Origin of the sequence: Ruegeria sp. (genome assembly GCF_040830605.1) — a bacterium.
GTDB lineage: Bacteria > Pseudomonadota > Alphaproteobacteria > Rhodobacterales > Rhodobacteraceae > Ruegeria.
On the sequence record NZ_JBFOMD010000008.1, the window covers coordinates 16,302 to 28,329 of the forward strand.

General features: G+C 63.5%; 15 protein-coding genes. 6 read left to right on the forward strand and 9 right to left on the reverse strand.

The window, feature by feature from the left end:
- Window position 1: 1 nt before the first annotated feature.
- On the forward strand, window positions 2–757 hold the full coding sequence (locus AB3N21_RS11445) for an ABC transporter ATP-binding protein (RefSeq protein ID WP_171179898.1): 756 nt from the start codon (window positions 2–4) through the stop codon (window positions 755–757).
- 111 nt (window positions 758–868) lie between these two features.
- Here the strand turns inward: AB3N21_RS11445 and AB3N21_RS11450 are convergent, their stop codons facing one another.
- The 3 genes from AB3N21_RS11450 to AB3N21_RS11460 form a co-directional block, all read right to left on the reverse strand.
- Window positions 869–1,519, reverse strand: a complete 651-nt coding sequence (locus AB3N21_RS11450) for a hypothetical protein (protein ID WP_367935351.1) — start codon at window positions 1,517–1,519, stop codon at window positions 869–871.
- Window positions 1,516–2,571 carry a GSCFA domain-containing protein gene (locus tag AB3N21_RS11455; RefSeq protein ID WP_367935352.1) on the reverse strand — a complete coding sequence of 352 codons (1,056 nt, stop codon included), beginning with the start codon at window positions 2,569–2,571 and terminating at the stop codon, window positions 1,516–1,518. Before AB3N21_RS11455 ends, AB3N21_RS11450 begins: the two co-directional genes overlap by 4 nt.
- A gap of 125 nt (window positions 2,572–2,696) precedes the next feature.
- Window positions 2,697–4,205, reverse strand: a complete 1,509-nt coding sequence (locus AB3N21_RS11460; RefSeq protein ID WP_367935353.1) for a class I adenylate-forming enzyme family protein — start codon at window positions 4,203–4,205, stop codon at window positions 2,697–2,699.
- Between the two features lie 108 nt (window positions 4,206–4,313).
- Here AB3N21_RS11460 and AB3N21_RS11465 point away from each other — a divergent pair, with 108 nt between their 5' ends.
- From AB3N21_RS11465 to aat, 4 genes are all read left to right on the forward strand, one after another.
- Window positions 4,314–4,850, forward strand: coding sequence for a LuxR C-terminal-related transcriptional regulator (locus tag AB3N21_RS11465; protein ID WP_171179890.1), 537 nt, complete (start codon window positions 4,314–4,316; stop codon window positions 4,848–4,850).
- Window positions 4,851–4,999: 149 nt separating this feature from the next.
- Complete coding sequence (gene accB, locus AB3N21_RS11470; protein WP_171179888.1) at window positions 5,000–5,503, forward strand: acetyl-CoA carboxylase biotin carboxyl carrier protein; 504 nt, start codon at window positions 5,000–5,002, stop codon at window positions 5,501–5,503.
- A 10-nt stretch (window positions 5,504–5,513) separates the two neighbouring features.
- A complete protein-coding gene (gene accC / locus AB3N21_RS11475) occupies window positions 5,514–6,863 on the forward strand; it encodes an acetyl-CoA carboxylase biotin carboxylase subunit (protein ID WP_367935354.1) in 1,350 nt (449 codons plus the stop codon).
- Between the two features lie 42 nt (window positions 6,864–6,905).
- Entirely contained in the window at window positions 6,906–7,538 is a 633-nt protein-coding gene (gene aat / locus AB3N21_RS11480) for a leucyl/phenylalanyl-tRNA--protein transferase (protein WP_367935355.1), read from the forward strand.
- Here the strand turns inward: aat and AB3N21_RS11485 are convergent.
- From AB3N21_RS11485 to AB3N21_RS11495, 3 genes are read right to left on the reverse strand one after another with little or no spacing between them, the layout of a single operon-like run.
- Window positions 7,502–7,861, reverse strand: a complete 360-nt coding sequence (locus tag AB3N21_RS11485) for a DUF2155 domain-containing protein (protein ID WP_367935356.1) — start codon at window positions 7,859–7,861, stop codon at window positions 7,502–7,504. The two genes, aat and AB3N21_RS11485, sit on opposite strands and share 37 nt — an antisense overlap.
- Window positions 7,858–8,316, reverse strand: a complete 459-nt coding sequence (gene mlaD, locus AB3N21_RS11490) for an outer membrane lipid asymmetry maintenance protein MlaD (protein ID WP_171179883.1) — start codon at window positions 8,314–8,316, stop codon at window positions 7,858–7,860. Before mlaD ends, AB3N21_RS11485 begins: the two co-directional genes overlap by 4 nt.
- A 26-nt stretch (window positions 8,317–8,342) precedes the next feature.
- Complete coding sequence (locus AB3N21_RS11495) at window positions 8,343–8,726, reverse strand: NADH:ubiquinone oxidoreductase subunit NDUFA12 (protein WP_171179881.1); 384 nt, start codon at window positions 8,724–8,726, stop codon at window positions 8,343–8,345.
- A 214-nt stretch (window positions 8,727–8,940) separates the two neighbouring features.
- Between AB3N21_RS11495 and AB3N21_RS11500 the strand changes: the two genes are divergently transcribed.
- Window positions 8,941–9,300, forward strand: a complete 360-nt coding sequence (locus AB3N21_RS11500; RefSeq protein ID WP_367935357.1) for a hypothetical protein — start codon at window positions 8,941–8,943, stop codon at window positions 9,298–9,300.
- On the opposite strand, the gene AB3N21_RS11505 is transcribed toward AB3N21_RS11500, so the two are convergent.
- The 3 genes from AB3N21_RS11505 to AB3N21_RS11515 form a co-directional block, all read right to left on the reverse strand.
- Window positions 9,294–9,668, reverse strand: coding sequence for a RidA family protein (locus AB3N21_RS11505; protein WP_171179876.1), 375 nt, complete (start codon window positions 9,666–9,668; stop codon window positions 9,294–9,296). The two genes, AB3N21_RS11500 and AB3N21_RS11505, sit on opposite strands and share 7 nt — an antisense overlap.
- Before the next feature lie 193 nt (window positions 9,669–9,861).
- Complete coding sequence (clpX, locus tag AB3N21_RS11510; RefSeq protein ID WP_367935358.1) at window positions 9,862–11,130, reverse strand: ATP-dependent Clp protease ATP-binding subunit ClpX; 1,269 nt, start codon at window positions 11,128–11,130, stop codon at window positions 9,862–9,864.
- Window positions 11,131–11,276: 146 nt separating this feature from the next.
- Entirely contained in the window at window positions 11,277–11,912 is a 636-nt protein-coding gene (locus AB3N21_RS11515; RefSeq protein WP_171179872.1) for an ATP-dependent Clp protease proteolytic subunit, read from the reverse strand.
- Between the last annotated feature and the right edge of the window lie 116 nt (window positions 11,913–12,028).

Genomic DNA, 12,028 nt, shown 5'->3' on the forward strand with positions numbered 1-12,028 from the left:
GATGAACGTCAAACCGGACTTTTCCAAGAACGCCAATGTGGCCACCACTGCCCCTGCCTTTCTGTCAGTGTGGGACATGCATTCCTATTACGGCGAAAGCTATATCGTGCAGGGCATCGGCTTTAACGTGCACGAGGGCGAGATCCTGGCGCTGCTGGGCCGCAACGGGGCGGGCAAGACCTCGACCCTGCGCTCGATCGCGCGGCTGGGCGATCCCGAGGTGCGCCATGGCGAGATCTGGCTGGACCACCAGCCGCTGCACAAGATGGCCAGCCACGAGGCCGCCACCGCCGGTCTGGGGCTGGTGCCCGAGGACCGCCGCATCATTCCGGGCCTGACGGTCGAGGAGAACCTGCAACTGGCCCAGATCGCACCGCCCGTCGGCTGGTCGCTTGAGCGGCTCTATGACCTGTTTCCCCGGCTGGGCGAGCGGCGCAAGCAGGAGGGTGTGACGCTGTCCGGCGGCGAGCAGCAGATGCTGGCCATCGCCCGGGCGCTGGCGCGGGACATCAAGGTGCTACTGCTGGATGAGCCTTACGAGGGGCTGGCGCCGGTGATCGTGGACGAGATCGAAAAGACCCTCATCCACATCAAGGAGCAGGGCATGACCACCATCATCGTGGAACAGAACGCGGTGCGTGCGCTGGAACTGGCTGATCGCGCGGTCATCCTGGACACCGGTGGCATCGTGTTCGACGGCACCGCTGCGGAAGTGCTGGAGAACGAGGAATTGCGGGCCGAATATCTGGCCATCTGAGTACACTCCCCGTCGCACGGCCGGATTGCCGTGCGGACCACCTGCAGGGCCGGTCCGTGTCTTGGGCCGGCTCTTTTTTTCTGGGTCTCAACGGTCGGGAGCGCCCCGGGCTCAGTCGCGCACCAGCGCCTGATCCAGCACCTCGGCGAGATGCCCCAGCGCGATGGCCGCGCCCTTGGGGATGAGGCGGGGCGGCTGGGTCGACAGCAGGAATTCCGGGCGGGTAAACCCACTTGCGTCCAGCAGATCCGGCGCCATCGGCACGTAGAGGGCCCCCCATTCGTCGAGCTGGTCCTGAATGATCCCCTGCGCCGCCTCGAAAGGCTGCGGTTCCACGTCATCCGGCGCCCCGGGCATGCACCCGCTCTGCACCAGCACCGGCGCCTCTGTCAGGGCCCGCAGTTGCGTCAACACGTGACGCGCCGCCGCATGTTCCCACAAATCGTCACATCCGGCCCGCCGGAACTGTTCCGATGCGGACATGGCCAGGACCTCGGCATAATCCGCCAGCGTCGGCATTCCCCCGGAAATCACGAACACGTCGTGGCCTTCGGTATCGAGCACCCGCCCATACCCGCCTTCCAGCGGCGGCAGCCCGCCCAGCCCCTCTTCGGTCGCGATCAGCCGGAACAGCCCGGCCTGTTGGTCGTACCAGTCGGGAACCGCGTGAAAGGTGAATTCCCGATCCTTCGGCAGCTTGGCAAGCTCGCGCCCGCCGGACAGCGTGGTCACGCTGTGATCCCCGATGATGCAGATTTTCATGGCCATGCCTCCAGAACCCGCCGGGTGTCTTCCTGATCCTGAAAGGCAACCCGGTGCGAGACCGGGCTTGGCGGGCCGACGTCGACCCCGTAGGCGTGATGCAGCGCCCGGAAGAAGTAGTTTATCGCCATTTCCATCCCGCTCGGGCTGACCCGGCGCAGATCGGGCTCGAAGAAAGTGCCGCGCGCGCCCGGGTGATTCACCAGTTCATAGAGCGGCACGTAATCGACAAAACCGCGCTTCTCCACCATCTGGCTGGCCACCGCCCGCAGAACCGCCTTGGAATAGGTGTTTGCCGTCAGCACATTCCGCCGGCGCGCGGTCACGGGCAGCGGCTCGGGCGACAGAGCCAGCAATACCCGAAGTCCCGGATTGATTTGGCGCAGCCTGTCGGTGACATCAGCCATGTGCCGTCGGCAGCCCTCGAAGTGAAAAGCCCTGAGATTGCAGTCAGCAGCATTGCCAAACCCCGGCAAGACATCGGGATAGAGCGGAACTTCCCACCCGTACCGGCCCGATATCCAGGCCTCGATACTGGACACCGTCAGCATGAGCACCTCGGCGGTCGTGATCACCTCGGAAAACGCCTGCAGAGTGGCGGCCCGGGACTGCAATCCCTCCTCTTGGCTGGCAAAGCCATCCGGTTCGATCAACGGGCGGTAGGGGTCATAGAAACGCCCCTGGTGTTCCCACATCTCGGCCGGGGGCCGGGTGCTACCATCGGCCCAGCTTAGCCATTGATTGAACATCGAGATCGTGTTGAACGTGCCCAACCGGCAGGACTGCGTGCGATACCCGAACCGGCGGCAGAACGCATCGCTCAGCGCGGCAGGCGCCGGTTCCGCATCGATCCAGTTGAAACCGCGCGCCCTGAGCGCCAGTCCCAGATGTTGCGAGAACCCGGTGCCGAACGTGGCAATCCGGGTATCAGAGTCGATCCTGAACCTGGGAATCCACAGTTCTTCGATATCATGGGCGGTGCGGTCCACGACCGCGCTCTGCCAGAATATCTTGTCTTCGTTGCCTCGGAAAAATGTGTTGTCCTGCGTCATCTTATCAAAAGAGTGCCCTGATTACCCGACAGCAAAAGAGTGTGTTCGGCCTACCGGACCCGGGCCGAAAACGCAATCTCATAGCAGTAATGCGCACGGGATCATGCCGATGGACGGCTTGCGTGTCACCGCCCCTGCCCCAGCATCCGGCGCAGTTCGGTCTTTAAGACCTTGCCGTAGTTGTTCTTGGGCAGTTCGTCCAAGCGGACATAGTCTTTGGGCCTTTTGAACCGAGCGATGTTTACGATGCAGAGCTGGTCCAGTTCGTCCGGCGTCGCGTCACCAACGATGAAGGCCACGACCTCCTCTCCCCACTCCGGATGCGGGCGCCCGACGACGGAGGCCTCGGAAATGTTGGGATGTGTCAGTAGCACCTCTTCGACCTCGCGCGGATAGACGTTCGAGCCGCCGGTGATGATCAGGTCCTTGGACCGGTCCTGCAGGGTCACGTAGCCGTCGGCATCCATGAAACCGACATCGCCCGTCATCAGCCAGCCGTCCTTCAGGGTTTTGGCAGTGGCCTCGGGGTTCTGCCAGTAGCCGGGCATTACCACGTCGCCGCGTACCATGATCTCGCCATGGCTGCCCTCGGGCAGAGGTTTGCCGTCCGCGTCGCCGATGCGCAGCTCGACAGGGGACTGCGCGCGGCCGACGCTGGCCAGCCGTTCTTTCCAGCGGGAATGGGTCCGGTCCGTCACATCGTGGCGCGAGAGTGCGGTGATCCCCATCGGGCATTCGCCCTGCCCGTAGATCTGCACGAAGACTGACCCAAAATGATCGACCGCTTCGATGATATCGGCCAGGTACATCGGCCCGCCTGCATAGACGACGGTGCGCAGCCCCTCGCCGGTTTCGCCGGTCGCCCTGGCCACATCGGTCATTCGCTTCACCATGGTCGGGGCGGCGAACATCTGCACCCTACCGAAACGGCGGGCGAGGGCGAAGATTTCGGCCTCGTCGAACCCGCCGGAGACCGGGCAGACATGGCGCGCGCCGGCCAGCACATGGACCATGTTGTAGAGCCCTGCCCCATGGCTCATCGGTGCGGCGTAGAGGATCGTATCCTCGGGTGAGACCCGGTCCACATCCGTGCCATAGGCCAGTGACACGCCCATCAGCATCCGGTGGGTGATCATCACGCCCTTGGGTTTGCCGGTCGTACCGGAGGTGTAGAAGAGCCAGGCCAAGTCGCCGGGATCGCGCTGAACGGGTGCCGCAACCGGGTCATGCGCCAAGGCAGCCGCATAATCGGCACCGGTGATGTCGACCACCTGCCCTTGCACTCCGGCGTCATGCAGCGCCGCCGTCAGGCCCGGAGAGGTGAACGTGATGCGGGTGCCGGAATTGCCGAGAATAAAGGCCACCTCGCGCCCGTGCAGCTTGGCATTGATCGGAACCGCTGCGGCCCCGGCATACCAGATCGCGTATTTGGTAATCAGGTAGTCCGGGCAGTTCTTCATGAAGATCGCCACCCGGTCGCCCGGCTTCACACCTTGCGCGATCAGCCAGCCCGCCACCCGCGCGGCGTGGCCATGAAACGCGGCATAATCGGCCACCAATTCGCGGCCCAGAAACAGGGCCGGAGAGCCGCCGTTCAATTGCGCCTGCCGGGCCAGCCACAGACCGATATTCATTGCCTCTCCCCCTCATCAGGCGCGCAGTTGCCCCAACCCGCCCGCGAAACCCTATGTTCCCGGTACAGCCCCCTTCAATTCCGTAGAAATACCCGGCACCATGAGGGCATGAGCGATCCCGCCTTCGAATACGCGCCCATCGGCCTTGTCGAGCTTGAAAACCGGATCATCCGGCGCTGCAACCTGCAGTTCGCGCGCACGTTCGGCGGTGAGGAGGAAGAGTATCGCAACATGCCGCTGTTGCAACTCTACCCCTCGGTTGCCGATTGGGAACGGATCGGCGCGCGCGGCCTGCAAGCCATGCGCGAGACCGGGTATTACACCGACGAGCGGGTCATGCGGAGGCGCAATGGCGATTTGTTCTGGTGCCGGGCACGGGGGCGCTCGCTGACCCCGGACGATCCGTTCCGCCATGGCATCTGGAGCTTTTCCGACATCTCCGAGGAACGCCCGCTGGTCGAGCTGACCCCGCGCGAACGCGACGTGGCCATTCTGTCCTGCCGCGGCTTCTCGGCCAAGGAGATCGGTGCCGAGCTTGGCCTCAGCTATCGCACCATCGAGGCGCACCGCGCCCGGCTGCTGGAAAAGTTCGGAGCGCGGAAACTGCCGGAACTGGTGGCCAAGCTCTCGGGCATGCCGCTTTGAGGCCCGAGGCCTCGTAATCGGCTGCGCCCTTCCCCATATGGCGACGCGAGACTGCGCTTTTCATGGCCGGTCGCTTGGCGTATAACGCCGCGTAATTTACCAAAGCCCGCAGCGACAGACGGGCCAAAGGGGAACCGTCGAGGACACTCATGACAGACAGCAAACACGAAGCGGATGTGGCGTTCATCAAGGCTCTGGCCGAATTGCTGCGCGAGAACGATCTGACCGAGCTGCAGGTGAAACGCGAATATGGCGACGACGACAGCCTGAACGTGCGCGTCAGCCGCGCCGCGCCCGTGGCCGCTCCGGTACAGGTGGCGGTTCCTGCCGCCGCCCCGGTGGCAGCACCGGCCGCAGCCCCCGCAGCCGCACCCGCCGAGGCGCCCGCTGCCGCACCGGCCGAAGATCCGGCCAGCCACCCCGGCGCCGTGACCTCGCCCATGGTGGGTACCGTCTACATGCAGCCCGAACCGGGCGCCCCCGCGTTCATCACCGTCGGCGCCAATGTGTCCGAGGGCGACACGCTGCTGATCGTCGAGGCGATGAAGACCATGAACCACATCCACGCGCCCAAGTCGGGCACCGTCAAGCGCGTCCTCGTGGGCGACGGCGACGCGGTCGAGTTCGGCACCCCTCTGGTCATCATCGAGTAAGGATCGGCGCATGTTCGACAAGATCCTGATTGCCAACCGAGGCGAGATCGCCCTGCGCGTGATCCGCGCCGCGCGCGAGATGGGGATTGCCACGGTCGCCGTGCATTCGACCGCCGACAGCGACGCGATGCATGTGCGCATGGCCGACGAATCGGTGTGCATCGGCCCGGCCCCCAGCCCGCAGAGCTATCTGTCGGTGCCCGCCATCATCTCGGCCTGCGAGATCACCGGCGCGCAGGCGATCCATCCCGGCTATGGCTTTCTGTCCGAGAACGCCGATTTCGTGCAGATCGTCGAAGATCACGGCATCACCTTCATCGGCCCCACCGCCGAGCATATCCGCATCATGGGCGACAAGATCACTGCCAAGGACACGATGAAGGAACTGGGTGTGCCTTGCGTTCCGGGCTCGGACGGCGGCGTGCCGGATCTGGCGGCGGCCAGGAAGATCGGGGACGAGATCGGCTATCCCGTCATCATCAAGGCCACCGCCGGTGGCGGCGGGCGCGGCATGAAAGTCGCCCAGAACGCCGGCGAGATGGAAAGCGCCTTCATGACCGCGCGGGCCGAGGGCAAGGCCGCCTTTGGCAATGACGAGGTCTATATCGAGAAATACCTGACCACGCCCCGCCATATCGAGATTCAGGTCTTTGGCGACGGCAAGGGCGGCGCCGTGCATCTGGGTGAGCGCGACTGCTCGTTGCAGCGCCGCCACCAGAAGGTGTTCGAAGAAGCGCCCGGCCCCTGCATCAGCCCCGAAGAGCGCGCCCAGATCGGCAAGGTCTGCGCCGACGCGGTGGCCAAGATCAACTATATCGGCGCGGGCACCATCGAGTTCCTCTATGAAAACGGTGAGTTCTATTTCATCGAGATGAACACCCGCCTGCAGGTGGAACACCCGGTGACCGAAGGCATCTTTGGCGTCGATCTGGTGCGCGAGCAGATCCTGGTCGCCGCCGGTGAGTCGATGTCGTTCGGTCAGGACGACCTGCGGATCAATGGCCACGCCATCGAGGTGCGGATCAATGCCGAGCGGCTGCCGAACTTTGCCCCCTGCCCGGGCAAGATCTCGGCCTATCACGCGCCCGGCGGTCTGGGCGTGCGGATGGATTCGGCGCTCTACAATGGCTACTCGATCCCGCCCTATTACGATTCGCTCATCGGCAAGCTGATCGTGCAGGGCCGCGACCGGTCCGAGGCGCTGGCGCGTCTGAACCGTGCGCTGGGTGAGTTGATCGTGGACGGGATCGACACCACCGTGCCCCTGTTTCACGCCCTTCTGCAAGAGCCCGACATCCACAGTGGCGACTACAACATCCACTGGCTGGAGCGCTGGCTTGCGGAGAACATGGCCGAGTAAGAAAACTGGCCGGGCCTTGTGCCCGGCCCCTGGTTTGGTGTCATGAGCCTGTCCCCGGATCTGCTGTTGCACGGCTATTCCATCGGCATCTTCCCGATGGCCGAGAACCGGGACGACCCGGATCTGTTCTGGGTCGATCCGAAATTTCGCGGCGTCTTCCCGCTGGACGGCTTTCACATCTCGCGCACGCTGGCGCGCCGCATCCGCCGAGGCGGCTATACCATCACCATCGACCGCGATTTCCTTGGCGTGGTGGACGGTTGCGCCGACCGGTCCGAGACCTGGATCAACGACGAACTTCGCCGTCTTTACAAGACGTTGCATCAGCGTGGCGATGCCCATTCACTGGAGGTCTGGGAGGGCGAAGAGTTGGTCGGCGGGGTCTATGGCGTGGTGCTGGGTGCGGCGTTTTTCGGCGAGAGCATGTTCTCGCGCCGCGCCGATGCCTCGAAGATTGCACTTGCCTATCTGGTTGACCGGCTGCAACAGACCGGGTTCCGGCTGTTCGATACGCAGTTCCTGACCGCGCATCTGGCCTCGATGGGGGCGATCGAGATCCCGCGGGAGCGGTATCAGGCGCAACTGGCCGAGGCCATCGCGCAGGGCGCCGATTTCGCCGCGTCGCTCAGCCAGACCCCTCAGGGGGTCATACAGCGGATCACCCAGACATCGTAACGGGCGTGATCCAGCGCGTTGAGCGCCGGGGACGTGGCGATCATCCAGCCATCGAACAGCTGCTGCGACTGGCCCTGTTCCCAGATGGTGAGATAGGCAAAGGCGTCACCGGTGGGGTTGTCAGCGGGATAGCGGCAATCGCCCAACGCCACATCCAGACCAAAGACCGAAGCCGTATCGCCGCTGCGCAACTCGACATCGACGGTCTGCCCGTTCACCTTGTCGAGCCCGCGCAGGATCGCGCCCGGAGCGGAGTCCACCGTGTCCTGCGCCATTGCGGCACTGCCCGTCAGGGCAAGGATCAATGACAGGGCCCGGATCACTCGCTGCTGCTCCCGTCGCCGGCCACGAATTTGACCAGCAGCGAGATCAGGCTGACCGCACCTTGCGTGTCCTCGACCTCGTCGCCCGCTTCGAAGAAGAAGGGCGAGCCGCCCGGCATCACTTCGACGAAATTGCCGCCCAGCAGCCCCTCGGACGAGATCACCACGGCGCTGTCATCGGGGATCTGAATGCCGTCGGCCACGGAAAAGGTCGTGTCCGCGCGGTAGCTTTCCGGGTTCAGGGTGACGCCGGTGACGGTGCCGATCTTGACCCCGGCCAGCCGGACGTCGGTGCCGACGGTCACCCCCTCGAGGGACCGGAAGGATGCGCCGAGCTGATAGCCGGTGCCGGTCTGCGACAGGCCGGTGGACTGGCTGGCATAGACGCCAAAGGCGACGGCAAAGGCCAGTACGGCGCCGCCGACCAGAACTTCGGTCGTGGTATGGGTAGACATCGGGTTGCCTCGCTTATTCGGGGCTCTTACTCAGGGCTCCAGGCCTCGTAATCGCTGCGCTCGACCGGGTCGGGCCGGCGGATCGAGCCTGCGGGCGCATAGGCCAGTGCGGTGCCGGTCAGATTCTCCTGATGCGGCTTTTCCCACTGCTTGTGCGGGAGCGGTTTGTCGGTCGGTGGTTCATCCCAAGTGCGGTGCAGCCAGCCATGCCAGTTGGGGTCGATGCGGCTGGCCTCGACCTCGCCGTTGAACATGACCCAGCGCTGGCTGTCATCGGCGTTGCGGTAGAACACGTTGCCCTGCTCGTCCTCGCCGACCTTGATGCCCTTGCGCGCGGTGTAGAGCTGGGTGTTCAGGGTTGACCCGCTCCACCAGGTCACGGCGCGCAATAGAGTGTTCAGGATTCCCATCGACAGCCTCCGGCATTTCGTTATCCGCAGATATGGACCATCTGCGCCCCGAGGTCCAGAGACCGGATGCCGCGCGCGACGCCTGCGCGATTGCCAGCTATGAATAAACGCTGTGTTTGGTCGAAAGGGATCGCCCGGCGGCGGTTGATCCATTAGGGTTACATTCAGAACATCGAATACCGGATCGGGATGCGGGCCTCCTGCGCGAGGATGCATGTCGCTGTGGGATACGGATCGCGCAACTGAGGAAAAGTCGTTCAAAGACCCGAGTATGAAAGTTATCGTTTTTTGCCTTTCCGTCGCCGCCACGATTGTCGTAGCCATGTCACTTACCGAGGTGCAATCGCATATGGTCACGCTGCTCAGAGGCGGTGAAGACAAGCCGCAACACCGCACCATCTCATTGAAACCAAAGGAAGAACCGAGCCTCTGGGATAAAGGGGTCGACACCATCGCCGGCATGTTCGGCTTTGAGGCTCCAAAACCCAAAAGCGATATACAGAAGTTGATGGATCGGCGGCGGCGCGAGATCGCCGAGGAAAAGGCGCGGGAGAGCTGGCGTCAGGGTTACTGAGCGGTTGCCCCCGGCAGATAGGCCGTCACCTCGATCTCGATGCGGTATTTCGGGTCGATCAGACCGCATTCAATCATGGTGGCAGCGGGCGGATTGGCGCCGAAGGTTTCGGCGAGGATTGGCCAGCAGGGTTCGAACTCGTGCCGGTCGGGCAGCATGTAGGTGACGCGCACGACATCCGCGAAGGATGCGCCCGCCTCGGCCAGCGCCGTTTCTATGATCGTCAGGGCGGACCGGCATTGCTCGACCGCGTTCTCGCCTTCACCGACGGTGCCGGCCACATGGACAAAGCCTCCGGCCACCACAGCGCGACAATAGCCGACCTTGGTTTCGAAGGCCCCGCCGGATGAGATGCGTTTGATGGTCATCTTACTCTCGTGGAATGGTGGTTCTGGTTAGCTGGCTGAGGTTTTTGCGAGGCTCTGCCTCGGGCTCCGGGATATTTTTGGCAAGAGGAAGATGGGGGCGTGCGCTGGATGGATGGCTCCGGGGCGGACGGCTTGCCCAAACGGAAAACGGCGCAGTGAGGTCCGCGCCGTCCGATTCCATAGCGATGGAAAATCACCCGGCCGAGGCCGATTCCTTGTCCGCATCGGCATAGATGATCAGCGGTTGGGAGTCCGAGACGACGGCCTCTTCGTTCACCACCACTTTGGTCACGTTCTTCATGCCGGGCAGTTCGAACATGGTGTCGAGCAGGATGTCCTCGAGGATCGAGCGCAACCCGCGCGCGCCGGTCTTGCGCTCGATGGCGCGGCGGGCGATGGCCTTGAGCGCGTCGTCGGTAAAGTCCAGTTCCGCGTCTTCCAGTTCGAACAGGCGTTGGTACTGCTTGACCAATGCGTTCTTGGGTTTGGTCAGGATGGTGACCAGCGCGTCCTCGTCCAGATCTTCAAGCGTTGCCAGGACCGGCAGGCGGCCGACGAATTCCGGGATCAGGCCGAATTTCAGCAGATCCTCGGGCTCAAGCTCCTTGAATATCTCGCCCACGCCGCGTTCGTCATTGTCACGCACGTCGGCGCCAAAGCCCATGGCCGAGCCCTTGCCGCGCTGCGCGATGATCTTGTCAAGACCGGCAAAGGCGCCGCCGCAGATGAACAGGATGTTGGTGGTGTCGACCTGCAGGAATTCCTGCTGCGGATGCTTGCGCCCGCCCTGCGGCGGCACGGAGGCCACGGTGCCCTCCATCAGTTTCAGCAGCGCCTGCTGCACCCCCTCGCCCGAGACATCGCGGGTGATCGAGGGGTTTTCCGATTTGCGGGTGATCTTGTCGACCTCGTCGATATAGACGATGCCGCGCTGCGCGCGTTCGACATTGTATTCGCTGGCCTGCAGCAGCTTGAGGATGATGTTTTCCACATCCTCGCCCACGTAACCGGCCTCGGTCAGCGTGGTGGCGTCGGCCATGGTGAACGGCACATCGAGAATCCGCGCCAGTGTCTGCGCCAGCAGGGTCTTGCCGCAGCCGGTGGGGCCGATCAGCAGGATGTTGGACTTGGCCAGTTCGATATCGCCGCCGGCCTTTTGCGCGTGGTTCAGGCGTTTGTAGTGGTTGTGGACCGCGACCGAGAGCACCCGCTTGGCGGTTGCCTGACCGATCACGTAATCGTCCAGCACCTCGCAGATATCCTTGGGCGTGGGTACACCGTCGGCGGATTTCAGGCCGCTGGCCTTGGTCTCCTCGCGGATGATGTCCATGCACAGCTCGACGCACTCGTCGCAGATGAACACGGTCGGGCCCGCGATCAGCTTGCGCACCTCGTGCTGGCTTTTGCCGCAGAAACTGCAGTAGAGCGTGTTTTTGCTGTCACCGCCTGAATTCGTCGCCATGGTCTACCTTTCGGGCTCCGTCTCTGCGACCCCCGCATCGGGACCGCGCTCTGCCGCCTGTTCACGCAGCTTAGGCCAGCACTCCGGCCGCTACAATCCAAAACATGTCCCGGCTGAACCGGCCGGGACAGGCCGTGTTGTCCGGTTCAGGCGTCGTCCTCGCCGCCCACCTTGATCCGGTTTTCGACGATCTCGTCGATGTGACCCCATTCCTTGGCCTCGTCCGGGCTCATGAAATTGTCACGGTCGAGCGCCTTTTCAACGCTCTTTTTCGTCTGCCCGGTGTGCCTGACGTAAATGTCATAGAGCCGGTCCTTGAGCTTTTGCGTCTCGGCCGCGTGGATCATGATGTCGCTGGCCTGACCCTGATAGCCGCCCGAGGGCTGGTGCACCATGATGCGGCTGTTGGGCAGCGAGAAGCGCATGCCAGCCTCACCGCCGGCCAGCAGAACGGAGCCCATCGAGGCCGCCTGACCGATCACCAGCGTCGAACATTTCGGCTTGATGTACTGCATTGTGTCGTAGATCGACAGGCCGCTGGTCACCACGCCGCCGGGCGAGTTGATGTAGATCGAGATTTCCTTGTTGGGATTCTCGGCCTCGAGATGCAGCAGCTGGGCCACTACCAGATGGCTCATCCCGTCATGGATCGGGCCGTTGATGAAAATGATCCGCTCCTTCAGCAGGCGCGAGAAGATATCATAGGCGCGCTCACCCCGGCTGGTCTGTTCGACGACCATGGGGACGAGGGTATTCATGTAGGTATCAACTGGATCGTACATACGGGGACCTGCCTGCTCGTTTCAGATGGATCGGGACCATACCCGATGAGGGGTTACATGAGTCTTAGTGTCGGCCCGGGGGGGCTGCAAGGGGGCGCGCACCGTTCTGTGACGGG